This is a genomic window from Bradyrhizobium sp. GW821-FHT13H06 (assembly GCF_058803975.1).
The window spans coordinates 380,203-405,101 of record NZ_JBXAPN010000004.1 but is presented as its reverse complement, the minus strand read 5'-3'; the positions used below and the strand labels follow the sequence as shown (position 1 = coordinate 405,101).

At 63.9% G+C, this 24,899-nt stretch carries 22 protein-coding genes and 1 pseudogene; 19 read left to right on the top strand and 4 right to left on the bottom strand.

Annotation, left to right across the window (positions count from 1 at the left end; translation table 11 throughout):
* Window positions 1–61 precede the first annotated feature (61 nt).
* Window positions 62–2,116, top strand: coding sequence for an acetoacetate--CoA ligase (locus AC1RQP_RS19265; RefSeq protein ID WP_492938126.1), 2,055 nt, complete (start codon window positions 62–64; stop codon window positions 2,114–2,116).
* Window positions 2,117–2,276: 160 nt separating this feature from the next.
* Here the strand turns inward: AC1RQP_RS19265 and AC1RQP_RS19260 are convergent, their stop codons facing one another.
* Window positions 2,277–2,681: a hypothetical protein gene (locus AC1RQP_RS19260; protein ID WP_492938125.1), complete on the bottom strand. Its 405-nt coding sequence runs from the start codon at window positions 2,679–2,681 to the stop codon at window positions 2,277–2,279.
* Window positions 2,682–2,951: 270 nt separating this feature from the next.
* Complete coding sequence (locus AC1RQP_RS19255) at window positions 2,952–3,197, bottom strand: hypothetical protein (RefSeq protein WP_239622741.1); 246 nt, start codon at window positions 3,195–3,197, stop codon at window positions 2,952–2,954.
* A gap of 484 nt (window positions 3,198–3,681) precedes the next feature.
* Here AC1RQP_RS19255 and AC1RQP_RS19250 point away from each other — a divergent pair, with 484 nt between their 5' ends.
* The 6 genes from AC1RQP_RS19250 (at window position 3,682) to AC1RQP_RS19225 (ending at window position 12,206) form a co-directional block, all read left to right on the top strand.
* On the top strand, window positions 3,682–4,359 hold the full coding sequence (locus AC1RQP_RS19250) for a response regulator transcription factor (protein WP_061882070.1): 678 nt from the start codon (window positions 3,682–3,684) through the stop codon (window positions 4,357–4,359).
* Between the two features lie 16 nt (window positions 4,360–4,375).
* On the top strand, window positions 4,376–5,800 hold the full coding sequence (locus AC1RQP_RS19245) for a sensor histidine kinase (protein WP_492938123.1): 1,425 nt from the start codon (window positions 4,376–4,378) through the stop codon (window positions 5,798–5,800).
* 147 nt (window positions 5,801–5,947) lie between these two features.
* Window positions 5,948–6,982, top strand: coding sequence for an RNA polymerase sigma factor RpoH (gene rpoH / locus AC1RQP_RS19240; protein WP_492938122.1), 1,035 nt, complete (start codon window positions 5,948–5,950; stop codon window positions 6,980–6,982).
* A gap of 60 nt (window positions 6,983–7,042) precedes the next feature.
* On the top strand, window positions 7,043–10,225 hold the full coding sequence (locus tag AC1RQP_RS19235) for an efflux RND transporter permease subunit (protein ID WP_492938121.1): 3,183 nt from the start codon (window positions 7,043–7,045) through the stop codon (window positions 10,223–10,225).
* Complete coding sequence (locus AC1RQP_RS19230; RefSeq protein WP_492938120.1) at window positions 10,222–11,508, top strand: efflux RND transporter periplasmic adaptor subunit; 1,287 nt, start codon at window positions 10,222–10,224, stop codon at window positions 11,506–11,508. Before AC1RQP_RS19235 ends, AC1RQP_RS19230 begins: the two co-directional genes overlap by 4 nt.
* Entirely contained in the window at window positions 11,505–12,206 is a 702-nt protein-coding gene (locus AC1RQP_RS19225) for a hypothetical protein (RefSeq protein ID WP_492938119.1), read from the top strand. Before AC1RQP_RS19230 ends, AC1RQP_RS19225 begins: the two co-directional genes overlap by 4 nt.
* Window positions 12,207–12,528: 322 nt before the next feature.
* Here AC1RQP_RS19225 and AC1RQP_RS19220 read toward each other — a convergent pair whose 3' ends face one another.
* Both AC1RQP_RS19220 and AC1RQP_RS19215 read right to left on the bottom strand, forming a co-directional pair.
* Window positions 12,529–12,762, bottom strand: coding sequence for a hypothetical protein (locus tag AC1RQP_RS19220; RefSeq protein ID WP_239622747.1), 234 nt, complete (start codon window positions 12,760–12,762; stop codon window positions 12,529–12,531).
* A 233-nt stretch (window positions 12,763–12,995) separates the two neighbouring features.
* Complete coding sequence (locus AC1RQP_RS19215) at window positions 12,996–13,238, bottom strand: hypothetical protein (protein WP_239622748.1); 243 nt, start codon at window positions 13,236–13,238, stop codon at window positions 12,996–12,998.
* A 420-nt stretch (window positions 13,239–13,658) separates the two neighbouring features.
* Between AC1RQP_RS19215 and AC1RQP_RS19210 the strand changes: the two genes are divergently transcribed.
* From AC1RQP_RS19210 to cydB, 12 genes and pseudogenes are all read left to right on the top strand, one after another.
* Window positions 13,659–14,711: a catalase family peroxidase gene (locus tag AC1RQP_RS19210; protein WP_492938117.1), complete on the top strand. Its 1,053-nt coding sequence runs from the start codon at window positions 13,659–13,661 to the stop codon at window positions 14,709–14,711.
* Window positions 14,708–15,271: a cytochrome b gene (locus AC1RQP_RS19205; RefSeq protein ID WP_492938116.1), complete on the top strand. Its 564-nt coding sequence runs from the start codon at window positions 14,708–14,710 to the stop codon at window positions 15,269–15,271. Before AC1RQP_RS19210 ends, AC1RQP_RS19205 begins: the two co-directional genes overlap by 4 nt.
* A 109-nt stretch (window positions 15,272–15,380) precedes the next feature.
* Window positions 15,381–15,881 carry a Dps family protein gene (locus tag AC1RQP_RS19200; protein ID WP_492938115.1) on the top strand — a complete coding sequence of 167 codons (501 nt, stop codon included), beginning with the start codon at window positions 15,381–15,383 and terminating at the stop codon, window positions 15,879–15,881.
* Between the two features lie 86 nt (window positions 15,882–15,967).
* The gene (locus AC1RQP_RS19195) at window positions 15,968–16,543 is read left to right on the top strand and encodes a histidine kinase dimerization/phosphoacceptor domain -containing protein (protein WP_492938114.1); all 576 of its coding nucleotides are present in this window, start codon (window positions 15,968–15,970) and stop codon (window positions 16,541–16,543) included.
* A gap of 108 nt (window positions 16,544–16,651) precedes the next feature.
* Window positions 16,652–17,275: pseudogene (locus AC1RQP_RS19190) on the top strand (HdeD family acid-resistance protein); the annotation flags it as partial.
* Between the two features lie 54 nt (window positions 17,276–17,329).
* Window positions 17,330–18,166 (top strand): formate dehydrogenase accessory sulfurtransferase FdhD, encoded by an 837-nt coding sequence (gene fdhD / locus AC1RQP_RS19185; protein ID WP_492938113.1) that lies wholly within the window; start codon window positions 17,330–17,332, stop codon window positions 18,164–18,166.
* Between the two features lie 16 nt (window positions 18,167–18,182).
* A complete protein-coding gene (locus AC1RQP_RS19180; RefSeq protein ID WP_492938112.1) occupies window positions 18,183–18,863 on the top strand; it encodes a YoaK family protein in 681 nt (226 codons plus the stop codon).
* 145 nt (window positions 18,864–19,008) lie between these two features.
* Window positions 19,009–20,445, top strand: coding sequence for a class II fumarate hydratase (fumC, locus tag AC1RQP_RS19175; RefSeq protein WP_492938111.1), 1,437 nt, complete (start codon window positions 19,009–19,011; stop codon window positions 20,443–20,445).
* 13 nt (window positions 20,446–20,458) lie between these two features.
* Window positions 20,459–20,863 (top strand): cupin domain-containing protein, encoded by a 405-nt coding sequence (locus tag AC1RQP_RS19170; protein WP_492938110.1) that lies wholly within the window; start codon window positions 20,459–20,461, stop codon window positions 20,861–20,863.
* Between the two features lie 51 nt (window positions 20,864–20,914).
* Window positions 20,915–22,453 (top strand): malate dehydrogenase (quinone), encoded by a 1,539-nt coding sequence (gene mqo / locus AC1RQP_RS19165; RefSeq protein ID WP_492938108.1) that lies wholly within the window; start codon window positions 20,915–20,917, stop codon window positions 22,451–22,453.
* An 18-nt stretch (window positions 22,454–22,471) separates the two neighbouring features.
* Window positions 22,472–23,872 (top strand): cytochrome ubiquinol oxidase subunit I, encoded by a 1,401-nt coding sequence (locus AC1RQP_RS19160; RefSeq protein ID WP_492938107.1) that lies wholly within the window; start codon window positions 22,472–22,474, stop codon window positions 23,870–23,872.
* A gap of 2 nt (window positions 23,873–23,874) precedes the next feature.
* Window positions 23,875–24,861 (top strand): cytochrome d ubiquinol oxidase subunit II, encoded by a 987-nt coding sequence (gene cydB, locus AC1RQP_RS19155; RefSeq protein ID WP_492938106.1) that lies wholly within the window; start codon window positions 23,875–23,877, stop codon window positions 24,859–24,861.
* Window positions 24,862–24,899 lie beyond the last annotated feature (38 nt).

Below are 24,899 nucleotides of genomic sequence, written 5' to 3'. Positions count from 1 at the left end.
AGCGCACACGTCCCGAGTTCGGCTGTAGCTCTCGCAATCCATAGACCTTCGGAATTTGATGATGGCGGCTCCCTACGTTCCTCAAATGGCCCTGTATCGTCAATGGCTCGGGGATACGCGCGGCCTTGTCTTCTCGAGCTACGACGAGATGCGGCAATGGTCGGTGCGCGATCTCGACGGGTTCTGGCGCAGCATTTGGGACTATTACGATCTGCAATCGCCGACACCGTGTGCCGCCGTGATTACCGAGCGCAAAATGCCGAATGCGGTGTGGTTTCCCGGCGCGCAGGTGAATTACGCCAGGCAGGTGTTCCGGCATGTCGCAGCGGCAGACGCAGCCGGGCTGCCCGCCATCGTCAGCGGCGGTGAGGACGGCAGTCTCACGGAGACGAGCTGGCCGGAGCTGCGGCGCAAGGCAGCGGCGCTCGCGCTGGATCTGAAGGACAAGGGCGTGCGCCCCGGCGACCGCGTCGCGGCCTATCTGCCGAACATCCCCGAGACCATCGTTGCGTTCCTGGCGACAGCCAGCATCGGCGCAATCTGGAGCGTCTGTGCGCCCGACATGGCGGCGCCCGCGGTGATCGACCGCTTCAAGCAGATCGAACCGAAGGTGCTGATCGCCTGCGATTCCGTGACTTATGCCGGGCGGCGGCATGACCGTCGCGACGTCGTCGGCGAGCTCAGGCGGTCGCTGCCGACCGTCGAGCACGTCATTCTGCACGGCGAAGCCGGCGCAGCTGCGGCACCGGACGCGCTGCTCTCCGACATTCTCGCCAGAACGGGCGCGGCAATCGATGCCTTCGAGCCGATCTGGCTGCCGTTCGATCATCCGCTCTGGATCGTCTATTCCAGCGGCACGACCGGCCTGCCGAAGCCGATCGTGCACGGCCATGGCGGCATCATCATCGTGGTGCTCGCGCTTCTGGGGCTGCACAACGACATCGGCTGTTCCTATCACCAGAATTCCTTCGGCGAGCGCTATCACTGGTACAGCTCGACCGGCTGGATCATGTGGAACAGCCAGGTCGGCGGCCTGCTCAGCGGGACCACCTGCTGCATCTTCGACGGCAGCCCGGCCGGCGCGAAGGACAAGCCGGACTGGACCACGCTGTGGCGCTTCGTCGCGCAATCGAAGTCGACCTTCTTCGGGGCAGGCGCGGCGTTCTTCGCGAACTGCGCCAAGGCCGAGATCGACCTTGCTGCCGCCGGCGATCTTTCGCAGCTGCGTTGCCTCGGCTCGACCGGCTCGCCCCTCAGCGCCGACACGCAGGCCTGGTTCAACGCGCGCTTCGCTGCGTTGTCGAAGACGAACGGCAGCAAGGCGCAGGCCGACATCTGGTGGGCGAACATTTCCGGCGGGACCGATTTCGCCGGCGCCTTCATCGGCGGCAACCGCGAGCTGCCGCAGACGCCGGGCGCCATGCAGTGCCGGCTGCTGGGCGCGGCCGTGGAGGCCTTCAACGAACAGGGGCGCGCCGTCATCGACGAGGTCGGCGAGCTCGTCTGTACTGAGCCGATGCCGTCGATGCCGCTCTATTTCTGGAACGACGAGGGTGAGGCGCGCTATCGCGCGAGCTATTTCGAAACCTATCCGGAGAATTTCGACGGCAGCGGGCGCGGTCCGGCGTGGCGGCACGGCGACTGGCTCAAGGTCAATCCGGATGGCTCCTGTATCATCTATGGCCGCAGTGATGCCACCATCAACCGGCACGGCCTGCGCATGGGTACGAGCGAGCTTTATTCCGCAATCGAGTCGTTGCCCGAGGTGCTCGACTCCCTCGTCGTGGATCTCGAATATCTCGGCCGCGACAGTTACATGCCGCTGTTCGTTGTGTTGCGCGACGGCATTGCGCTCGATGCAGTGATGCAGGCGAAGATCAACAAGGCGATCGAGTCCAGCCTGTCACGGCGCTTTCTGCCGAACGAGATTTTCGCCGTCGCCGAGATTCCGCGGACGCTGTCCGGCAAGAAGCAGGAGCTGCCGATCAAGAAGCTGCTGCTCGGCCAGTCCGTGGAGAAGGTCATCAACAGGGAGGCGATGGCCAATCCCGGCTGTCTGGATTGGTATCTCGATTTCGCAGCGATGCACCTGAAGAAGGTCGCAGGATCGGCTTGACCGCGATGGGCACGGCATCTGCCGTCCGACCACTGCGCTGGGCACGCCGAGGAGTGGCTACACCCGTAGGCTGCTGTGTGGTCTTCTTCGCGCCCGCAGTTCGATCGATCCGGGCCGCGAGCTTGCGTGGTCCGGACCGATCAGCGTCGTGCGCGCGGACCTAGCTGCAGCTCAGCGGCAAGGGTTGGGCCGGATGCAGCTCGTACCAGTCATAGCAATCCGGATAGCCGTAGAATCCATATCCGGACCGGAAGCGGTCAAAACGGTGAAACGCGTGCTGCCGGAAGCCGCCGGTTGCGACATGATTTCCGGAGCCGAGGTGCTCGCCGCCGAATCGGGCTCCGCCGCCGAATCCGCCGCCATGTCCCATGCCGCCGAAATGCGCACCGCCGCCAAAGCCCATATGTCCGCCGCCGAATCCGCCACCGCCAAAGCCGCCGTGGCCACCGCCACCGCCAAAGCCGCCGTGGCCACCGCCACCGCCGCCGCCATGTGCCTCGGCCGTTCCGATCGCCAGCGCGGAGGCGAGCGCCGCTGTCGCCATGATCATCAATGCTCGTTTCATGAGAGACTCCTTTCGTGTCCGGATGCCCGGCGGGCGATGCCGTCGCTTTCAGCCTCGTGCCGTCGGCAAGCCCTGTCGTGAAGGGAAGGTAGGAAGGTCGCGCGGTAATCCCACTGAATTCGATTTCAGGAGCGGGGCGCTGCGCATCGGCGAGGTGATCCGCCGGCGCGACGACCGAGCGTGGGCGGGGTCAACGTCAGGCTCGACCCCATCGTGAAAGGCGGCCGGCCGAGCGAAGCACCCGCCCGGCCGGCCGCGACGTCGTCGAGATCAGAAGCTGCCGGTGCCCGGCTCACAGGGAACGTTGTTGCCGGTCCACGGCGCCGTCGCAAACGCGCCGACACGGGGCGCCGGAACGCAGGCGCGACCGACCTGATAGTCCGACCCGTACGATGCAACCGGATCGGCTTGCATGGCGGATGGGCGGGCGCCTTCATGACGCTCCCGCGCCATGGCGGGGCCACCGAGCATGGCGACTGCGATCAGTCCGGTCGACAAGAGCTTGAGAGTGGTCATTTGGCTTCTCCTTTGATGACAGCTGGCAGTCCAAGCCGGCCTGCGGAGGAGGTGCGGACGAGCGCGCGCCGACAAAACGCACGAATTGCTCACCGGCGTTCAATGGGCCGTGATCCCGGTCTTGCCGACAAGCACGATCGTGCAAACTCGCAACGTCGCCGATTTCGGCGGTAACAGCAGCCTCGCTGAGGACATAACTGTTGCAACGTCCTGCTGCATGGAGATGAGAGATGATCACTGCGACAGCACATTCGATCGCCTTCGCGCCGGCGCCAGCAGCGGCCGTGTTCCCGGGCGCCCTGAAATGCAATTTAATGGTGCTTCATTCCACGCAGGATTACATCTGTTGCGAGACAGCGGTGCGTCGCATGCCGGTCCTGCCTCGCGTGTTCGGCCCGGGCGGGCATTGAACATGTCGTCGCGGATCACCGAGCCCATGCTTCGCCGCCGGTCTCGAGGCCTCGCAGGACGTGGGACCAGTACAATGACGCGGATTCTCCTGATCGAGGATGATGCCGAGACCGCTGACGCGATCGTGGCCGAACTCACCGAGCGCGGGTTCGAGGTGCGATGGGCGCCCGACGGAATCGGCGGTCTCGATCGGGCGCGCGAATCGTCTCCCGATGCCCTGATCGTCGATCGGATGCTGCCTGGAATGGACGGGCTGACCGTCATCGAGGCCTTGCGCAAGGACCAGGTCAGGACGCCCGTCCTGGTGCTGAGCGCGCTCGGCGCGGTCGACGACAGGGTGCGTGGGTTGCGCGTCGGCGGAGACGACTATCTCACCAAGCCGTTCGCGCTGATCGAGCTCGTCGCCCGGGTGGAGGCGTTGCTGCGGCGTCCGATCGACAGCCGCGAGACCACGTTGTGCGCCGGGCCGCTGGAGCTCGACCTGATCGAGCGGACCGCGCGGCGGGGCGAGCGCGAGATCGATCTGCTGCCGCGCGAATTCCGCCTGCTCGAATACATGATGCGCCGGAGCGATCAGCTGCTGACCCGCGCGATGCTGCTCGAGGAGGTCTGGAACTACAAATTCGTTCCGGCAACCACCAATCTCATCGACGTGCACATGGGTCGCCTTCGTCACAAGGTCGACGGCCCCGGCGAGACGCAGCTCATTCACAATGTTCGCGGCTCCGGCTTCGTGCTGCGCACTCGTTAACAGGTTCGGCGGATCGATGCGCCAGATTCAGTTCATTCGTTCGAACACGTTCCTGTGGGCCGCGGCGATAGCAGCCACGCTGGCGTTGTTCGTCGCCGCCCTGTTCGCCTTCATCTACTGGAAGATCGACGACTACCTGATCATGCGATCCGACCGCATGATTGCAACGCAGCTCAACTTCATGGCCGAGCTGCCGCCTGGCCGTCTCATGGACGCGATCTCCGATCATCTCAAGCAGGATTCCAGGGGCGTGCAATATGCCGGGCTGTTCGATGCCGTAGGGACTCCGCTTACCGGCAACATCGGGCACTTGCCATCACAGCTCGCTCTCGGCGGGCCGGTCCGGAGCGTGCGGCTCGCACGCGCCGGGCCGTCGGCGGTTCGCGACACCGTTGTGAAGGCCGCCGGCAGGCGGCTGGGCAACGGCCATATCCTGGTGATTGGGAGGAACGTTGACGAGACGCGCGAGATATCGAACGTCGTCGGGCAGGCGCTGCTGCTCGGTCTGCTGCCGGCACTCTGCCTCTGCCTGCTGGCCGGGGCCTGGCTGAGCGTCCGCGCCCAGAGGCGCGTGGAGGAGGTGAACCAGAGGGTCCAGCGCATCGTGGCCGGCGATCTCCGCGAGCGCCTCCCACAGACCAACGCGGACGATCCGTTCGCGCGGCTGGCCAGGATCGTCAATGGCATGCTCGATGAAATGGAGACCACGATCAACGCGCTGGCCGGTGTCGGCAACGATATCGCTCACGATCTCAGGACACCGCTCACGCGAGCCCGCCTGGCGCTGGAGCGCGGGCGCACGCATGCGGCCACGCTGGAGGACCTTCAGGACATCGTGGACAAGGCAATGGCCGGAATCGACCAGTCGCTCGCAATCATCACCGCGCTGCTGCGCCTCGCCGAAATCGAGAGCAGCAGCCGTACGGCCGGCTTCGGCGACGTCGCGCTCGACGAGATCCTGCGTCAGGTGTGCGACGTCTACGAACCCATTGCCGAAGACAAGGATATCGAAATCGACGTCGAGATCGACCGCAAAGTGCAGGTGCGGGGTGATCGGGACCTGCTGTTCGAGGCGGTTGCCAATCTCGTGGACAATGCCGTCAAGTTCACCCCCGCGGGCGGAAGAGTGACGCTCGAGCTGGTGTCGGACGACAGGACCGTGCTCGTGCGCGTGAGCGATACCGGCCCCGGCATCGGCGAGTCGGAGCGCGAGGCGGTGCTGCGTCGGTTCTATCGCTCCGACAAGATGCGCAACACGCCGGGAGTGGGACTGGGACTGAGCCTCGTCGCTGCGATCCTGAAGCTGCACGGCTTCTGCCTGACCATTTGCCCGGCACCCGGCGGACGGGTGGAGATCCTCGCCACGACGGGCGCGACATCACGCGAACCCGCGGCATCGGCGCCGGTTCGTTCGCTTCACGCGAGCCTCGCGCCGATGTGACCGCCGATGCCACGTGCGCGACGTGCGAAGCGGAAAGAGCGGCGAGATCTCTGAAAGCGAATTCAGGCTTGTTAAGTGCAGTTTACTGGCGCCGTCAGTCGGAGGCTTCTTACGTTCCGTTTGCCGGTTCGAATGTGGGAGCAAAAGATGCCAATGCGACATGCGGGTTTGAGCAGGATCGAGACGGCTGAGCCGGGTAGGCGTACGGCGGCCGCTGTGTTCAATGCGTATTCCTCGGTCATCGGCCGTTACGACCTGCTCGAACGCGAGCAGGAGCAGCAGCTTGCGCGTCGCTGGCAGGAGACGAGGGACGGCGACGCCGCGAACGCGCTCGTCACAAGTCACCTCCGGCTCGCCGCCAAGGTCGCGCGGAGCTACAGGGGATACGGCCTTCCGTTCGCCGATCTCATGGCCGAGGCCAATCTCGGGCTGGTGATTGCCGCGTCGCGGTTCGAGCCCGACCGAGCCTCGCGATTTTCCACCTATGCGACGTGGTGGATCAAGGCCGCCATCCACGAATACATTCTGCGCTCCTGGTCGCTGGTCAAGATCGGAACAACGGCCGCTCAAAAAAAGCTGTTCTTCCGGCTTCGCGGCGAGATGAGAAAGGCCGGCCAGGGCGGGATGGCGCGGCTTACCCCCGATGTCGCCGAGGCGATCGCCACCAAGCTCGAAGTTTCGGCGCGCGAAGTGATGGAGATGGATTGCCGCCTGCACGGCGATCTATCGCTGAATGCGCGGGTTGGCGGCGACGAGCAAGGTACCGAGTGGGAGGCCTTGCTTGTGGACGAGGCGAGCGACGCCGAGACCGTCCTTGCCGATCAGGATCAGATGGAGCATCGGACCGATGCCCTGCGCATTGCGCTGAATGGCCTCACGGGGCGCGAGCGGCGCGTGCTGGAGGCAAGGCGGCTGGCGGAGCATCCCCCGACGCTCGATCAGCTCGCCCGCGAGCTTTCGATCTCCAGCGAGCGCGTCCGGCAGATCGAGATTCGCGCCTTTGCAAAGGTCAGGCGTGCCGCGATCCGTGCCACCCTGGAGCCCGCGGCCGCCCGCGGACAGGAACGGTGCGCGGCGTCGTCTCTGTCGCCACCCACCCGTCCCGACACTATCTCGAGCGCGAGGCGTTCGCATCGACGTGAACGATCGAGAGGTCACGATGCTGAACTCGATTTCATTTGAACGGTCAAGCATCGTCGCCATCTGAAAATTTCCCGCAACCTGCTCGAAGTAGTTGTCTCCATGGGAATTGTCCGCTTTGCGCTCCGGTTTCCGCACACATTCTATGTGCTCGCGGCGCTGATCCTGTTTCTGGGCGGCATCTCGGTCTGGTCGATGCCGACGGACATCTTTCCAGAGATCCGCATCCCCGTCGTCACCGTCATCTGGAGCTATACCGGCCTCTCGACGCCGGAGATGGAGCAGCGCGTCTCCACGTACAGCCAGTATTCGATCAGCGCCAATGTTAGCGGCATCAAGAATATCGAAGCGCAGACGCTCAATGGCCTGTCGGTTCAAAAGATCTACTTCCAGCCGGACGTCAATCTCGATCTCGCGATCTCGCAGATCGTATCGGCAACGAACGCCATCCGCGCCCTGATGCCGCCGGGCATTCAGCCGCCCGTGATCGTGCAGTTCAATGCGTCGAGCGTGCCGGTACTGCAGCTCAGCCTCGAGTCCGACAAATTGAACGAGCAGCAATTGTACGACTTCGGAATCTATCGGATCCGGCAGCAATTGGCTCCGGTTCCGGGGGTAACGCTGCCGACGCCTGCGGGTGGCAAATATCGCCAGATCATGGTCGACATCGACCCGAACAAACTCTCGTCGCGCGGATTGACGCCGCTCGACATCGTCAATGCGGTGAACACCCAGAACCTGACGCTGCCGACCGGAACGGCGAAGATCGGCGATACCCAGTACACCGTGCGAACCAACGCGACGCCGGCCTCGATCAAGGATCTCAACATGATCCCGGTCAAGTTCGCGAACGGCGCGACGATCCTGTTGAAGGATGTCGCCCAGGTTCGGGACGGATCGCAGGTCCAGCAGAATATCGTGCGCGAGGATGGTCACCGCGCGGTTCTGCTCAGCGTGATCAAGAATGGCAACGCCTCGACGCTTGCGGTCGTCAACGGGGTCAAGCAGGCCTTGAAGTCGATTCGGGCGTCGGCGCCGGCCGGGCTGAAGATCAGCGAATTGTTCGACCAATCGGTCTTCGTCACCCACTCCGTCGACGGCGTGCTGCGCGAAGGAGCGATCGCGGCCGGTCTCACGGCGCTGATGATCCTGGTATTTCTGGGATCTTGGCGGTCGACGCTCGTGGTCCTGATCTCCATTCCGCTCGCGATGCTGTCCTCGCTCATTGTGCTCCATTTTCTCGGCGAGACCCTCAACACGATGACGCTGGGTGGGCTGGCGCTCGCAGTGGGCATTCTGGTCGACGATTCGACGGTGACGATCGAGAACACGCATCGGCTCTGGACCGAGGAGGGGATGCCGCTGTCGCAAGCGACGCTGCACGGCGCGGCCGAAATCGCCGTACCGACGCTCGTCTCTACGCTCGCCATCAGCTGCGTCTTCACCTCGGTCATATTCCTTGAAGGACCGGCGCAATACCTCTTCACGCCGCTCGGCCTAGCGGTGGTGTTTGCCATGCTGGCATCGTACGCGCTGTCGCGGACTCTAACGCCGATCACGATCGGTCTGCTGCTGAAGGGGGAGCGGCGCCATGGCGAGGGCGAGAGTTCGTCCGGCATGTTTTCGCGCGCGTCCGCCGCGCTCGAGCGCGGCTTCGAGCGCCTGCGCGACGGCTATTCCGAGCTCCTGACGACCCTGCTCCGGAGTCGCAGCATCGTGCCGATCGCTGCCGTGCTCGTGCTGGCACTCGGGGCCGTCACGTTCGTCTACGTGGGCAGGGATTTCTATCCCCTGATCGACGGCGGTCAGATCCAGCTCCATGTTCGTGCGCCCGCCGGGACCCGGATCGAGCGCACCGAGGCCATCTTCCAGGCGGTCGAGGACAAGATCCGCGAAGTCATTCCGGACCGGGATCGCGGGCTGATCGTCGACAATATCGGTTTGCCGGCGCGTCCCTACAATCTGGCCTTCACCGACGGTTCGACGATAGGAGTGAACGACGGCACGATCCTGGTATCGCTCAAGGACGGCCACAGGCCGACTGCGGATTACGTCAGGAAGCTGCGCCAGGTCCTGCCGGCGGCATTCCCCGAGGACGTCTTCTATTTCCAGGCGGCGGATATCGTCACCCAGATCCTGAATTTCGGCCTGCCGGCGCAAATCGACGTTCGTACCGTCGGCTACGGCGCCAACAATCTGTCCGTTGCGAAGGAGCTGCAAAAGCGCCTGGCGGCCATTCCGGGAGTCGTCGACGCGCATCTTCAACAGGAGGTCGACGCTCCCGCGTTCTACGCCGACATCGACCGCACAAGGGCCGCACAGCTGGGGCTCAATGCCAGCACGGTGGCAACCAACATCAATGTCAGTCTCAGCTCGTCGGCCCAGGTCTCACCGAACTTCTGGACCGACCCGACGTCGGGCATCCCTTATTATCTTGCCGTTCAGACGCCGGAGTACAGGGCGAACTCGCTCAACGCACTGGGGAACACGCCGGTGTCGGCCTCATCGGCAGCAAGCGGACAGACGGTGCCTGGCCTGCTCAGCAATGTTGCGACCTTCAAGCGGGGGACTGTGCCCACCAATTTGAACCAGGCAAACGTTCAGCCGGTTTATGACGTCTATGCGAGCGTGCAGGGGCGCGATCTCGGCAGCGTCTCGGCTGACATCGAGAAGGTCACGTCGACGCTTCAAAAGCAGCTCCAGCCGGGAAATTCGATTCAGGTTCTGGGGCAGATCCAGAGCATGCATCAATCGTTCCGCGATCTCGGGATCGGGCTGCTGTTTGCCGCCATCCTGGTCTATCTGCTGATGGTCGTGAACTACCAGAACTTCGGCGACCCCCTTGTGGTCATCATGGCGTTGCCCGCGACCTTCTGCGGTATCATGACGATGCTGTTCATCACGGGGACGACGCTGAACGTGCCTTCGCTGATGGGTGCGATCATGGCCGTGGGCGTCGCATCGGCCAATTCCATCCTGCTCGTGACCTTCGCGCGTGACGCGCAACTGAATGGGCATACCGCGTTCGAGGCTGCGCTGAGCGCGGGCCGCACGCGAATCCGCCCCGTGCTGATGACGGCCGCCGCGATGATCGTGGGCATGATCCCGATGGCGATCGGAGGCCCGGGCGAGGAGCAGAACGCGGCGCTCGCCCGTGCCGTGATCGGCGGGCTGCTGTTCGCAACGCCGACGACGTTGCTGATCGTGCCCTATCTCTTCGCCTGGCTGCGGAAGCGCAACGACGGCAAGCCTCACCACGGCGTGTTCGAGGAGTTACCGGAATGAGCGATGTTCGGGTGCGGACCAATAGTCACGACGTGAGCGAGCCGCCCGATGCGGAAAGCTGCCGCATCGTGGAGCTGCCGGGCAAGGACGCGCGGCCGCGCCGCCGCTACGGCGGCGCATGGCTCGGCGGCGCCATGATCCTGCTCCTTGCCGGCGGTCTCGGCGTGGGCGGCTGGCGGCACTATCAGGCCGCACGCGATCTGGCTGTATCGGCAGAGCAGATCAAGGCTGCCGTCCCGGAGGTTCGGGTGGCGACGGTCCGCGCCAGCCTCGAGTTCACGAAGGTAACCCTGCCGGCGACGACGACGGCATTCGAGGCGGCGAACATCTTCGCACGGGCCAGCGGCTACATCGAGAAGCGCTATGTCGATATCGGCGATCGCGTGAAGAAGGGCGATCTCCTGGCGGAGATCACCGCGCCGGAACTCGACCAGCAGATCGCGCAGGCGCAGGCGACGCTGGCGCAGAACCAGGCGGCGTTGCAGCAGGCGCAGGCGAGTCGGGAGCTTGCCGACGTCACCAATGCGCGGGACAGCAATCTGGTCAAGCAGGGCTGGTTGACGGCCCAGCAGGGCGACAACGACCGTCTCACCCTGCGCGCCCAGCAGGCGGCCGTGAGCGTCGCCCAATCGAACATCACGGCACAAGAGGCGCAGATTCGCGTGCTTCAACAGGAGAAGGCCTACCAGCGCGTGGTGGCACCGTTCGACGGTGTGATCACGCAACGCAACGTGGACAATGGCAGCCTCGTTCAGGCGGGATCGACCTTCATGTTCACGCTGATGCATTCGAACGTGATCCGAACGCAAGTGTTCGTGCCGCAGGACGAGGCCTTCGGCGTCGCGCCGGGCGTCGAGGCCGAGATTCACGTTCCCGAGATCCCGGACCGGGCATTTCCAGGGAAGGTCACGCGCATCGCGACCGCGTTGCAGCCGGGAAGCCGAACGCTGCTGACCGAGATCGACGTCCCCAATCCCGACGGCGCGTTGAGTCCCGGCATCTACTGCACGGTCGAACTGTCGATCCCGCGCAAGACGCCGTCGATGTCGATTCCCGCCGATGCGCTGGTCTTCGACCAGAACGGCCTACATGTCGCAGTCGTGCGCAACGGCACCGTTCATTTGCAGAAAGTCTCGATCGCGCGAGATCTCGGCACGTCGGTGGAAGTGCGCGAGGGCGTGGAGCCCGGTGAGCAAGTCGTGCTCAATCCGGCGGTCAATCTGGCGGAGGGCAGCCAGGTCACCATTCGCAAGAATGAGGCGAGCGAGGGGAGGCAGACATGATCCGGATCGTGTGCGCAGCGCTCGCCGCCCTGCTGCTCGGCTGCCCCGCGGGCAAAGCCCAGGTCGCGACGACCGGCAGCACGGCGATGAGCCTGCCGACCGTACCGGGCGCCATCGTCACCTCACCGCTCAATAGCCCGGGTCCGTTCTCCGCAACGACCGTGCAAGGCGCACCCGATACCACGCTGGCACCCGTTCCGCTCGCGTCGGATCCGACGACCCCCGGTACCGCCGTCGTCTGCGCGCCACCATCGACATCTCTGACGTCGGTGCCGACAATGCCGATTGCATCGAGCATGGGATCGCCGACGGCGGGCAATGTGGCTCCAACCATACCGATCATGGGACAAATCGGGAGCTCGATCGGTACAATCTCCGCTGCCGCGCCGTCAGGGACAGGAGTGACGGTGGCGTGCAGCTCAACGCCGGGCGGGTTGGTGGAGAGCGCTGCGAGTTTGCCGCTCTCGATCCCGCAAGTGCAGGCCGGGCCGCCGCCGGGTACGATCCCGGTCGCGATCAGCGGCGATGTCGGCACGGGCATCGATCCAAGTGCTGTCGTCGCGCCCAGCCCGAACACCTCGACCTGTGCGGAAAGCATGACGATGAATCTGGCATCTCCTGCGACAGTGCTGCCGGCCAACGCGTCAGGTGCGGCGCCGACGCCGGGAGTCTCGCCGATCTTGCCGCCGGGGTGCTGAGAGACAGTCGTGCAGCGCAACCGCCTTATCGCCATGTCGCGACCATCGCGACAGACGGATGGATGTGCTACCCGAAACGGTCGTCGCCGCTCTGCCGGGTGGCGGCAATCATTCATGATGTCGGCACCTCCATCGCCCGTGCAGCGGCGATGACGGAGCGGACGACTCGAGAGTTGTCGATCAAATTGGAGGAATGACAGCATGAGGAGCTGCCATTCCTCTTTTCCGCGTAAGCCAAAAGGCCCCGAGACGCGCAACGACCCGCTTCAGTTCAGCACGCGCAACTGCGTTCTGCCGAGGCAGCGTTGTCCGGCCGGTGCGCTCAATAGCCGGACTTGGGCTCGCAGGGCGGGCGACGCCACGGGGCAGATGCATAGGCGCCGACGTCCGGAGCCCGCGTGCAACCGCGCTTGGAGGTAACCGGAACACGTTGAGCCGACGCGTAGGCATCGACATTCGTCCGCCGCGCGTTCGTATTACCTTCACGCGCCATCGCCGGGGAAGCAACCATGGCCGCAGCGATCAACCCGGCCGAGAACAGTTTCAGTGTAGTCATTGTACATCTCCTTGACAAAGCGACGCCGGGAACGCCTCGGCTCGCGCATCAGACATGTGCATGCGTGCACCGGCTCGGCAGTATCAATTGAACGATCATTTTCGTCATTGCACGAAGGGATGCATGCACATCCACGCCGCGGGGTACGCCGCATCGTGCGGTCGTACTCCGTTCGAGGCGTGAACGATGGTCATCTGAATCTGGTAGCTGTATTTGATTGCTCGTTCGGCTTGTCATCGGCGCCAGTGGTGGTTGCGAACCTGAACCGCGCCAAACACGGGAGCCGCGCCACCGGGGCGCTCGAGCCCCATTCGTCCTGCCGGGGTCAACGCGCCGCCATTCAGCACGTCGCGGTCGGGATACATCGAGGCAAAGGTTGCGGGCTCCTGGTCGGCGAAGGACCAGGCGGCGGAGGCCGACGACACTGTCGCAGTTGAGATCAGCACCGAGGCGATCAGGATCTTGAGTGCATTCATAGCGAGTCTCCATTGCGTTCTCGTGCGGAGAGTCGCTTGGCGAGGATCGCTGCTCGGCTGACGGCGTTTCCGGAATTGTATTCTATGCCGAGATATATAAGTCGCTTTGTTCGCAAAGCCCGTGATTGTGCATCACTGTTGCGAGAAGACGATGGCTTTCGCCAGGTACTTGCCGGCGTGGATTGCACGCGACAGCGCGGCGACCCGACGTCGGGAGGGTGATGCCGGGAAGGCCCGAAGCCGCTTCGCGTGCGATATCGGTGGTGATCTTATCGGACGGGACCGCCGTGCCTTCACGAAATTGACGGTGCGTTTGGGAAGATCGGCATAGCGGCGGTCCGCTAAGTTCCGCTCATGCCATCAAGCGGAGAGCTGCGCGCTTTCGAGCGCCGGGCGGCCGCCGCGTTGCGAGAGGACTTGATGAATCAGCCAGGTAGAGTAGAGCGTTCGAGCCTTGGATGGCTCGTTCTGATTGCCGCCGTGGTCGGCGGCAGCGCCGCCGCCTTTGCGTATACCGCGGGATGGCTCACGCCGGGGCGTCTTACGCCGGATCGCATGATTGCAGCGTTGACGCCTCCGAGCGGCCCGCCGCTGGGGCACCGGCGCAATCATGCCAAGGGAATCTGCTTCACCGGCATGTTCGAAGCGAACGGAAATGGTGTCGAGCTGTCCCGCGCCAAGGTGTTCGTGCAGGGCCGCTATCCGGTTCTGGGCCGTTTCAATCTCGGTACGGCCGATCCGAACACGGTGGACGCGACCGTGCGCGTGCGCGGCATGGGGCTCCAGATATCGGCGGCGGACGGAGAGGAGTGGCGAATGGCGATGATCAACCCGCCATTCTTTGCGGTGTCCACGCCTGACGCGTTTCACGATCTGCTGGTTGCGGCCGGCAAGAAGGATCCGGAGGCGATGAAGACGTTCATCAGCGCAAATCCGGAGTTCGCCGCTTTCGCGGCCTGGTCCAAGGCGGCGCCCTGGACCGGAAGCTACGCGGAGGACTCGTATAACGGTCTCGACAGCTTCGTCTTCACGAACGCGAAGGGCGATGAGCACACCGTGCGGTGGTCGCTGGTGCCCGCGGCAGAGCCTGCTTCCATCGCCCAGGCGGAGCTTGAGAAACGCGGCCCGAATTTTCTCGAGCAGGAGATCACGAGCCGGGTGCGGTCGGCGCCGCAACGGTGGACCATGGTCACCACTGTGGCCGATCCGGGCGATCCCACCGCTGATCCGAGCAAAGCCTGGCCGGAGAACCGGCGCAAGGTCCAGGTTGGAACGCTGGTCGTGCAGCGAATTGAACCCGAGCGGGATGGGCCCTGCCGCGACATCAACTTCGATCCGACGGTGCTGCCGCAGGGAGTCCGGGTTTCGGACGATCCCTTCCCGGCGGCGCGCTCGTCCGTCTACCGCAAATCCTACGATCTTCGCGCAGCCGAAGCCAGCGACTATCCGAGAACCGAGGTTGCCAAGCCATGACCAATGTCCCGCAACGCTTTGCCCCGATCCAGCGGCTGCTGCACTGGCTGATGGCGATCTGCATCATCGCCATGCTCTTCATCGGTGTAGGCATGGTGTCCACCGTGGCTCAGAAATATCTGCCGCTCATCCTGATCCACAAGACGCTCGGCGTTGCACTCCTCGTGCTCGTCCTGGTCAGGCTGGCGCTGCGGCTTCATTTCGGCGCACCGCCATTGCCGGCCGACCTTCCGGCGACGATGAAGCTGGGAGCGCGATTGTCGCATCTGCTGCTCTATGGCTTCATGATCGTCATGCCCTTGCTTGGTCTCGGCATGCTCTGGGCTGCGGCCTATCCGGTCGTCCTGTATGGCTGGATTCGGATTCCCGCGTTGCTGCCGCAGAGCGACCAAGCACACACGCTGCTTTGGAATGCCCACGTCTATCTGGGCCTCGCGTTCTTCGCCCTCGTGCTGCTGCACCTCGCAGCAGCGCTGTTCCACGCCCTGATCCGTCGCGATGGCGTGTTCGCGACGATCTCGCCTCTGCCGCAGCGGCAGCAGATGAAGCCCACCGAATGAGTCACCGCGCGCCTGTGGGCGTGCAATCCGGGAACGATGTTTCAGCACGGAAAGACCGGCTGCCGCCCTCGAGCTAGAAATCGTCCACTTTCCAACAAGGATGCCAACCATGACAAAAGCAGACCTGCAAGGCCCGACCGATCTGGGAGCCAATGCGAACCGGGACATTCCTGCCGCGCTGAGAGCGCTGCTCGCCGACGTTTTCGCGCTGTACCTGAAGACGAAGAACTTCCATTGGCACGTATCTGGCAGTCACTTCCGCGACTACCATCTCATGCTCGATGAGCAGGCCGAACAGATATTCGCCATGACCGACGATATCGCCGAGCGCGCGCGCAAGATCGGCGGCACCACGCTGCGATCGATCGGTCACGTCGCCCGCGAGCAGCGCATTCTCGACAACGACGCGGATTATGTCGATCCGCAGGATATGCTGGCCGAGCTGCGCAGCGACAATCAGCAGCTGACACGGGAAATGCGCCGGGTCCACGAGCTCTGCGACGAATATGGCGATGTCGCCACCGCAAGCCTGCTGGAGAACTGGATCGACGAGACGGAGCGGCGGATCTGGTTCCTGTACGAGACCGGGCGGAGCGGCGCGAATTCGTAAGAAGGCAAGTCGTTCGGCCGGGAGGCGGGTGAAGGATGAGCAGTCTCTCGGAGCTATCGCCGGATAGCGGCACCAACGCGGAGCGCATGTTGCTGCGCGAGCTGGCCCATCAGATCGAGGGCGAGCTCGTGTCCGTGATCGAATTGCTGTCGGAGGCTGCCGGTCGCTGCGAAGGCACGGAGGCGAGAGCGATACTCGCTTCCGTGCAGGATCGACTGGAAAGCCATGTGTGCCTCCACCACGCATTGCAGATGCCCCAGTTCGCCACGACCATTGATCTGGCCTCCTATCTCCGGCAACTGTGCAGGTCGATCAGCCGCTCACGGCTTGAGCATGAGGGCATCGCGCTTTCGCTCCTGCTCCAGCCGCTCAAGGTAAGCTCCGAGCGTTGCTGGTTGCTGGGCATGATCGTCTTCGAACTGATCACCGCCTCGGCGCGTCACCTCTCTCTCGATGGGGCCGGCGCCATCCGGCTCGAAGTCTGGGGAACGGCAAATTCGGTCACGTGCTGTATCATCGACAATAGGATAACTGCCGAAGGCCGGCCCGGGCTCGACCGTTCCGTCGCCGATATCCTCGTTGCGCGTCTGAATGGAACGATGGATATCCGCTTCGGACCCGACGGGACCAGGACCGTCGTCGAGATCCCGCGTCGGGCCTAGCGCGGTCTCGACGCGCGACGACGGGAAACTTCCCGTTCGTGCCCCGCAAGCTCACCGCGCCAACGCTCCGCATCGTGCAGATCAACAATATCGCCGTTTTTGCGAAAGATGGGGCGTGGGCCCGCTTGTACCCTTGCTCCCATTCATGACCGGGAGAGCGGTCATAAGTGCAAGGGTCAAGCCATGACGGACATGTCGAATTCGAAGGCGTCGCTTGGAAGAGCCATCCACGCGATCAGCGGAAAATGGGGCTGGTTCGTTGCTCTGGGCGCAGGCGAATTGGTCCTCGGTGGCATTGCGTCCGCAAACCTGATGGCCGCCAGTCTCGCCTCCGTGCTGGTCATTGGCGCCACCATGGCTGTCGCTGGCGTCTTCCAGATTGTGCATGCTTTTTCGGTGCGCGCTATGCGGGGATTCCTGTTCTGGCTGCTCGCGGGCATTGTTTACGGCGCGGCCGGGATCATCATCCTCTATGATCCGGTCCTGGCCTCGTTCACGCTGTCTCTCGCGGTGTGTGCCTTCCTCGTCGTCGCCGGTGTGATGCGGATCTGGGCAGGTGTTCATATGCGACCGGCTGCGGGTTGGCGCTGGATCGTCGCCGCCGGTGTTTTGACGTTCTGCGCCGGCGCGATGCTGGTGGCGGCTTGGCCCGCGATCGGCCTGCGGCTGCTCGGTGCGATGCTGGTGGTCGACCTGATCTTCCAGGGCTGGGGTTTCATTGCATTCGGGCTGGCGCTCAGAAGCCGGGCGTCCCGCCACTCGGCCCAGCCAGCGACGGTGTGAGCCATGATGACGGGATCGACTTTCACGCGACATTCGGAGATCGCCTGGCGCGGCGGTCAGACGCGGTCGACCTCTCGGCTGATCGCCGAGGAGACGGCCATCGCGCTCACCTATAACGGCTCGACCCATGCCGTGATGATGGGAACGCCCGCCGATCTGGAGGATTTCGGTATCGGCTTCAGCCTCACCGAAGCCATCGTGGGACGAAGAGACGAAATCAGGAGCATCGATCTGATTCCGAACGAGCTGGGCGTCGAGGTGCGGATGTGGCTCGATGGCGACTGCTCGGTGTCCCTGGCTGCCCGCCGCCGTGCCATCAGCGGTCCGGTTGGGTGTGGGCTATGCGGCATCGAAAGCCTTGAACAGGCGCGACGTGCGCCCTCGCGGGTGAAAGATCATAACATTGTCTTTCGCGCACGGGATCTGCTGGACGCGATGCAGGCCCTGTCTCCGCTCCAGACATTGAATCAGCACACGCGATCCGTTCATGCGGCGGCCTTCTGGACGCCGCGCAGCGGCATCGGTCCGGTCAGGGAAGACGTTGGGCGGCACAATGCCCTCGACAAGCTCGCGGGTGCGGTCCTCCGCGACGGCGGTTCGGCCGGCGAGGGCGCCGTGCTCCTGACGAGCCGCGTCTCGGTCGAGATGGTGCAGAAGGCGGCGATGATGGGCGTGCCGGTCGTCGTGGCTGTATCCGCTCCGACCGCGCTCGCCATCCAGACTGCGAAGGAAGCGGGCATCACGCTCGTGGCGATTGCCCGCGATGACGGATACGGCGTGTTCACACACCCGCGACGCGTTTTGCTGCCTGACGAGGCTGCCCCGCGCGCGGAGGCCTGACACTGGGCCGACCGGCATGGCGATGCAAGCCGTATCTCCGGACGCCGCGGCCGAGCCCCGCGCCGTCGCCTATGCTCCGGAGCGATCGCTCCTCGTTGCGGCTCTGCTGACTGTTTCGGGCGGCTTTCTCGATGCCTTCACCTGGCTCTCGCTCGGTGGTGTGTTCGCGAGCTCGCAGACCGGCAATGTCGTCTTCCTTGGCATCGATGCCCTATCCGGGCGATGGCAGCAAGCGGCGCACCATCTGCTGCCGATCGTCGGCTTCCTTCTTGGCGCCTGGGTCGCAATCCGCATGCAGGCGCCGCTGCGTTGTCTCGTTGCGCATATCGTCTGCCTCGCGGCAGCGATGTTGTTGCTGCATCGGATCCCTGATCCGATCGCCATCCTCATGATCTCCTTTGGCATCGCGCTGCAGTCGGCCAGCTTCAGGCGCATCGATCGCTGGAGCTATCTCTCCGTCACCGTGACCGGCAACATGTTGCGCGCTATCGATCAATTCGTGTCGACCTCCGATCGCGACGCCTTGCGTGGTGGCGTGGCCATGCTCGTGCTCTGCCTGACATTCCTTTGCGGCGCGGCCATCGGCGGCTATGCGACGACGTGGCTCGGGGCGCCCAGTCTTTCGGCGCCGATCGTATCGTCGGGGTCCGTGCTGCTGCTCTGCTTGCAGAGCCGGATCCGCCGCGATCCCGGTTGAGCGGTTCTTTCCCGGTGCACCGCCACGCCATGCCATTCGGCAAAGGGGCGTTCGTTCGCGAAAGCAGGCTTGCCGGGCGCAACGTATCATTTCCAGCACGCGTCAGGATGGCGCCTTCCGAGATCAACCGCCACGAGAGCCAGGGATGAACGACCTCCGCAAAGAGACAGACAGCCTCGGTGAAGTGTCCGTTCCCGCGGACAAGCTCTGGGGCGCGCAGACGCAACGTTCGCTCGAACATTTCAGCATCGGCAGAGACCTCATGCCGCGCGAGATGATCCAGTCCTACGCGATCCTGAAGAAAGCGGCTGCGACAACGAACTGCGCCGGCGGCCGCCTCGATGACAAGCTTCACAAGCTAATCGTCCAGGTCTGCGACGAGATCCTCGCCGGCCAGCACGGCGACATGTTTCCGCTCCATGTCTGGATGACCGGCAGCGGAACGCAGTTCAACATGAATGTAAACGAGGTGATCTCGAACCGGTGCTGCCAGCTCGCGGGCACGCCGCTCGGCAGCAAGGATCCCGTTCATCCGAATGATCACGTCAACATGTCGCAATCGTCGAACGACAGCTTCCCTTCGGCCATGCATATCGCCGCGGCGACAAGCGTCACCCAGCGACTCGTGCCGGCAGTCGAGGCGCTGCACGCCGCAATCGCGGAAAAATCGGCCAAGTGGGACGACGTCGTCAAGATCGGCCGCACCCACATGCAGGATGCAACCCCGCTGACACTCGGGCAGGAGTGGTCCGGTTACGCCGGCATGCTCGCGGACGATCTTGCACGCATCGACGACGCGCTCAAGGGCGTCTTCCGGCTCGCGCTCGGGGGCACGGCCGTTGGCACCGGGATCAACGCTGGCCCGGGTTTCGCGGAGGCGGTCGCTGCCGAGATCGCGCGGTTGACCGGCCTGCCGTTCGTCAGCGCTCCCAACAAATTCGCCGTGCAGGGCGCGCACGATGCGCTGGTGCAGCTATCCGGCACGCTGCGCACGCTGGCCGGCTCGCTCTACAAGATCGCGAACGACATCCGCCTGATGTCCTGCGGACCGCGCGCGGGCTTTGCCGAATTGCTGATCCCCGTGAATGAGCCCGGCTCGTCGATCATGCCGGGAAAGGTCAACCCGACACAGGCGGAAGCGCTGACGATGATCGCGGTGCAGGTGATGGCGAACGACGTCGCTGTCGGCTTCGGTGGCGCCGGCGGCTATCTCGAAATGAATGTCTACAAGCCGTTGATCATCCATAATATCGCGCAATCCGTCACGATCCTTGCCGATGGCTGCACGAACTTCCGCACGTTCCTGGTCGAAGGCACCCAGCCGAATCGCAAGAAGATCCAGGAATATGTCGAGAGATCCTTGATGCTGGTGACCGCGCTGGCGCCAGTGATCGGCTACGACAGGGCGTCGCGGATCGCGCACTACGCAATGGAGAACGATCTCACGCTGAAATCGGCGGCGTTGAAACTCGGCTTCGTCACCGAGACGGAGTTCGACCGTATCGTGGATCCCGTGAAGATGGTCAGGCCCTATGTTGCCGAGATCATGGCGTCGTCTGCGATTGGTGAGAAGGCTGGTTGAAGGGAGAGAAGCAATGATCCGCTGTGTACGTCTGTGGACTGGACAGGACGCCAATTCGCATTTCGAGGAGGGTTTCATCGAGCTGGAGCCCGGCCAGCGCGGCGACTTCCTGAGCGGCAAGATCGATGCCGTCAGCGTCTCCTTCCAGGAGACTGAGTCGGGCGGCGCCTTCTCCTGGCACACCGCGCCGGTCCGCCAACTCGTGATCACGTTGAGTGGAACGCTCGATTTCCAGACGCGTGACGGCCATCACTTCCTCATTCATCCTGGCCATGTCCTGCTGGCCGAAGACACCGCAGGATCGGGCCACAGCTGGAAGTTGACGGACGATTCGTCCTGGCGCCGCGCCTACGTGGTGCTGCGGCCGGGAGCAGAAGTGCCGTTCCGCGCCAAGGCGCCGCGGCCGGCGCGGGCCTGATCGGCCATCCAGAGCACAACATCGAACTCCAACTGAACGAAGAGAGGCGCCATGCAAGGAACTTCCGACCACGAATGCGACGTCGTCCTCATTGGCGCAGGCATCATGAGCGCGACCCTTGGGGTCCTTCTCAAGGAGTTGGAGCCCTCCCTCACGATCCAGATGCTCGAGGCCCTTGAGGATTGTGCGCTCGAAAGTTCGGATGCGTGGAACAACGCGGGCACCGGGCATGCCGCCAATTGCGAGATGAACTACACGCCGGAGAGGCCCGACGGCAGCGTCGATATCTCGAAGGCGCTCCAGGTCAATGTCGAGTTCGACCTGTCGCGGCAGTTGTGGTCCTATCTCGTTGGGCGTGGCGCGATCGCCGATCCGCGATCCTTCATTCATCCCGTGCCGCATATGAGCTTCGTGCACGGTGCCGACAACGTCGCCTTTCTCAGGAAGCGGTTTAAGGCGATGGCCGCCCATCACTGTTACGAGGGCATGGAATACAGCGAGGATCCGACGAAGATCGCCGAGTGGGCGCCATTGGTGATCGAGGGCCGCACCGGCGGTGATCCCGTGGCGGCCACGCGTATCATCACGGGGACCGACGTCGATTACGGGGCGCTGACTCATCTTTTGGTCCGTCACCTCGTCGGCCAGCCGGGCTGCACCACGCGCTACAAGAGCTTCGTCACCGATCTCGTTCGCGGGCAGGACGGCCGCTGGCGTATCGAGGTGCGCGATACCGACAGCGGCGACATCCGGTCTGTCCTCGCGAAGTTCGTCTTTATCGGCGCCGGTGGCGGTGCTTTGCCTCTGCTCGAGAAGTCCGGAATTCCGGAGGGACGCGGCTATGGCGGTTTCCCGGTCAGCGGGATCTGGCTGCGCTGCGACGATGCGGAGATCAACCGACGTCACCACGCCAAGGTCTACGGCAAGGCCGCCGTCGGCTCACCGCCGATGTCGGTGCCGCATCTCGACACGCGCGTGATCGGCGGTCAGCGGTCGTTACTATTTGGGCCCTATGCCGGCTTCTCGAGCAAGTTCCTCAAGCACGGCTCTCTGCTCGACCTCTTCGAGTCCATCCGTCCCGCGAACGTCAAACCGCTACTTTCGGTGGCACGCGACAATTTCGATCTCACCGAGTATCTGATCGGGCAGGTGCTGCAGTCCGAGAGCCACCGTCTGGCGGCACTCGACGAATATTTCCCGATGGCCGATCCGAAGGACTGGAGGTTGCAGGTCGCGGGCCAGCGCGTCCAGATCATCAAGCCCGACGTCAAACGTGGCGGATTTCTTGAATTCGGAACCGAACTCGTCGGCGCGGACGATCATTCGCTGGTTGCGCTGCTCGGCGCTTCGCCAGGTGCCTCCACTGCGGCGTTCATCGCCATCAGCGTGCTGGAAAAGTGTTTCCCCGGCGAGCTGACGGCAAGCGCTTGGCTGCCGAAGCTGAGGCAGATCATCCCGTCCTATGGCGTGTCACTGATCGAGGACGCGGATTTCTGCCGCAAGATCCGCGCGGCAACGGCGGAGGTCCTCAAGGTCGAAAACATTCCGCAGCCGGCCGCATGCGCACCGGCGCCCGTGAAGCGAGCGTGAGAAAAGAAGGGGCTTCCCATGGATCCGACGGCGCTTCTCCTGTCCCGGCTGCAGTTTGCCTTCACCATCTCGTTCCACATTATCTTCCCGGCGTTCACGATCGGGCTCGCCGCCTGGCTGACCGTGCTCGAAGCGATGCACCAGTACAGTGGCAGGCCAGTGTACCGGACGCTGTTCGAGTTCTGGCTCAAGATCTTCGGTGTCGCCTTCGGCATGGGCGTCGTATCGGGCGTCGTGATGGCGTTCCAGTTCGGAACGAACTGGAGCGTGCTCTCCAAGATGTCGGGGCCGATCCAGGGCCCGCTGCTGGCTTACGAGACGTTCACCGCCTTCATGCTGGAGGCGGGTTTCTTCGGTATCCTCATCTTCGGTCGGCCTCGGGTGCCGCCCTGGTTCTATCTGTTCTCGACCGCGATGGTCGCGCTCGGAACCACGCTGTCGGCGTTCTGGATCATGGTCAACAACAGCTGGATGCAGGTGCCGACCGGCTATGTCCTGCAAAACGGCCAGTTCGTGCCTGACGATTGGGCGCAGATCATCTTCAACCGGGTGGTCTGGGTCAGATTTCCGCACATGCTGCTCGCCTCTTATCTGACCGGCGCGTTCTGCGTGGCGGCGACCGGCGCGTGGTACGTGCTGCGGCGGACCTATCGGCCCGAGGCACAGGTCATGTTGCGCATGGGCCTCGCGCTCGCGGCCGTACTGCTTCCAGTCCAGCTGTTCATCGGGCATCTCGTCGGCGACTACGTTCACGATTACCAGCCGGCCAAGTTCGCCGCGATCGAAGCGCGCTGGCATGACGAGCAACCGGCTTCGGAGGTGCTGATCGCGATCCCGGATTCGAGCGCCGAATCGAACAGATATGCCGTCTCGATCCCGGTGCTCGGCAGCATCATCGCAAGCATGAGTCTGAGCTCGAAGGAGGTTGGCCTGAGCAGCTTCGCGCCGCAGGACCGCCCGCCGGTGGCAATCCCGTTCTTTGCCTTTCGCATCATGGTCGGCTGCGGCTTCGTGATGCTGGGGCTTGCCTGGCTCGGGACCTGGCTCGGGCTCAAGCATCGGCTCGAGCGCAGCCGCTTGCTGCTGTGGGGCATCTTCCTCAGCTTTCCATTGCCCTGGATCGCCATCCTCACGGGCTGGTACACCGCGGAAGTCGGCCGCCAGCCATGGACGGTCTATGGCGTGCTACGCACGGCAGATGCCGCGACGCCGTTCCTGACCGCGTCGGCCGCCACGGCTTCGCTGATCCTCTTCGTCGCGGTCTATGCCTTCATCTTCTCGTTCGGAACCTATTACATCTATCGGCTCTTGCGCGCCGGACCGGCGGGACTCGGCGGCAAGCCGCTGGACGTTCCCGTGCCCAACCGACCGATGTCGCTCGCCGACAAAATGCCGACAATCGTCGAGGCGGGAGAATAGCCATGGTGACGTTCTGGGTTGCGCTTCTTGCCATCAGCATCCTGATCTATCTCCTTCTGGACGGCTTCGACCTCGGGGTTGGGATGCTGTGCAGCCTCGCACGCAGCGAGGCGAAGCGGGAGACGATGCTGCACACGGTTGCTCCGGTCTGGGATGGCAACGAGACCTGGCTGGTCGTCACCGGCGTGATCATGTGGGGCGCGTTTCCGCTGGCCTATGCCACGGTGATGTCAGCCTTCTATATCCCGGTTATCGTGATGCTGCTCGGATTGATCCTGCGCGGCGTGGCGTTCGAGTTTCGCAGCAAGGCGCTCCGTTCGCGCTGGATTTGGGACGTCAGCTTCGTCGCGGGCTCGTTCGCTGCCAGCTTCATGCAGGGCGCGATGGTGGGCGCCCTCGTGGAAGGACTTCAGTTCTCCAACGGCCACTACGTCGGCGGGATGTTCGGCTGGCTGACCGTCTTTTCTACCCTGTGCGGGATCGGGCTCTGCTTCGGATATTCGCTGCTCGGCGCCTGCTGGCTGGTGCGGAAGTGCGATGGTCTCGTTCGGGACGCCGCGCGGCGCCAGATCCCGCCGCTGGCGATCGGCGTCCTGATGTTCCTGATCGTCGTCTTCGCCTATGCGCTTGCCGAACATCTGCCGATCCTGCAGCGCTGGACCGACCGGCCCTATCTGTTCCTGTTTCCGCTCGTCGGGGCCGGTGCCGCTGCCGTGCTCGCCACGAGTGTCCTGCGTCACGACGATTACTGGCCATTTCACATGGTCGCGCTGATCTTCGCGGCGGCGTTCGGCACGCTCGCCCTGTCTTTCTGGCCCTATATGATCCCGTTCGTCTTGACGATCGACGAGGCCGCGGCGCCTCATGCAAGTCTCGCGTTCATGTTCTGGGGCGCCGGCCTGTTCGTCTTTCCGCTGATGCTGCTCTATGTCGCGGTCGGCTATCGTGTCTTCCGCGGCAAGTCTACCCCGGCAGTCGATCACTACTGACGGCGGCATGGCTCGAACGTGCCGCGAATTGCAGCGGA

What these genes read in the sequence shown, in the direction of transcription:
- AC1RQP_RS19265 (WP_492938126.1), top strand. Translation starts at nt 62, where the DNA reads ATGGCGGCTCCCTACGTTCCTCAAATGGCCCTGTATCGTCAATGGCTC.
- AC1RQP_RS19260 (WP_492938125.1), bottom strand. Translation starts at nt 2,681, where the DNA reads ATGAAACGAGCATTGATGATCATGGCGACAGCGGCGCTCGCCTCCGCG.
- AC1RQP_RS19255 (WP_239622741.1), bottom strand. Translation starts at nt 3,197, where the DNA reads ATGACCACTCTCAAGCTCTTGTCGACCGGACTGATCGCAGTCGCCATG.
- AC1RQP_RS19250 (WP_061882070.1), top strand. Translation starts at nt 3,682, where the DNA reads ATGACGCGGATTCTCCTGATCGAGGATGATGCCGAGACCGCTGACGCG.
- AC1RQP_RS19245 (WP_492938123.1), top strand. Translation starts at nt 4,376, where the DNA reads ATGCGCCAGATTCAGTTCATTCGTTCGAACACGTTCCTGTGGGCCGCG.
- rpoH (WP_492938122.1), top strand. Translation starts at nt 5,948, where the DNA reads ATGCCAATGCGACATGCGGGTTTGAGCAGGATCGAGACGGCTGAGCCG.
- AC1RQP_RS19235 (WP_492938121.1), top strand. Translation starts at nt 7,043, where the DNA reads ATGGGAATTGTCCGCTTTGCGCTCCGGTTTCCGCACACATTCTATGTG.
- AC1RQP_RS19230 (WP_492938120.1), top strand. Translation starts at nt 10,222, where the DNA reads ATGAGCGATGTTCGGGTGCGGACCAATAGTCACGACGTGAGCGAGCCG.
- AC1RQP_RS19225 (WP_492938119.1), top strand. Translation starts at nt 11,505, where the DNA reads ATGATCCGGATCGTGTGCGCAGCGCTCGCCGCCCTGCTGCTCGGCTGC.
- AC1RQP_RS19220 (WP_239622747.1), bottom strand. Translation starts at nt 12,762, where the DNA reads ATGACTACACTGAAACTGTTCTCGGCCGGGTTGATCGCTGCGGCCATG.
- AC1RQP_RS19215 (WP_239622748.1), bottom strand. Translation starts at nt 13,238, where the DNA reads ATGAATGCACTCAAGATCCTGATCGCCTCGGTGCTGATCTCAACTGCG.
- AC1RQP_RS19210 (WP_492938117.1), top strand. Translation starts at nt 13,659, where the DNA reads ATGAATCAGCCAGGTAGAGTAGAGCGTTCGAGCCTTGGATGGCTCGTT.
- AC1RQP_RS19205 (WP_492938116.1), top strand. Translation starts at nt 14,708, where the DNA reads ATGACCAATGTCCCGCAACGCTTTGCCCCGATCCAGCGGCTGCTGCAC.
- AC1RQP_RS19200 (WP_492938115.1), top strand. Translation starts at nt 15,381, where the DNA reads ATGACAAAAGCAGACCTGCAAGGCCCGACCGATCTGGGAGCCAATGCG.
- AC1RQP_RS19195 (WP_492938114.1), top strand. Translation starts at nt 15,968, where the DNA reads ATGTTGCTGCGCGAGCTGGCCCATCAGATCGAGGGCGAGCTCGTGTCC.
- fdhD (WP_492938113.1), top strand. Translation starts at nt 17,330, where the DNA reads ATGATGACGGGATCGACTTTCACGCGACATTCGGAGATCGCCTGGCGC.
- AC1RQP_RS19180 (WP_492938112.1), top strand. Translation starts at nt 18,183, where the DNA reads ATGGCGATGCAAGCCGTATCTCCGGACGCCGCGGCCGAGCCCCGCGCC.
- fumC (WP_492938111.1), top strand. Translation starts at nt 19,009, where the DNA reads ATGAACGACCTCCGCAAAGAGACAGACAGCCTCGGTGAAGTGTCCGTT.
- AC1RQP_RS19170 (WP_492938110.1), top strand. Translation starts at nt 20,459, where the DNA reads ATGATCCGCTGTGTACGTCTGTGGACTGGACAGGACGCCAATTCGCAT.
- mqo (WP_492938108.1), top strand. Translation starts at nt 20,915, where the DNA reads ATGCAAGGAACTTCCGACCACGAATGCGACGTCGTCCTCATTGGCGCA.
- AC1RQP_RS19160 (WP_492938107.1), top strand. Translation starts at nt 22,472, where the DNA reads ATGGATCCGACGGCGCTTCTCCTGTCCCGGCTGCAGTTTGCCTTCACC.
- cydB (WP_492938106.1), top strand. Translation starts at nt 23,875, where the DNA reads ATGGTGACGTTCTGGGTTGCGCTTCTTGCCATCAGCATCCTGATCTAT.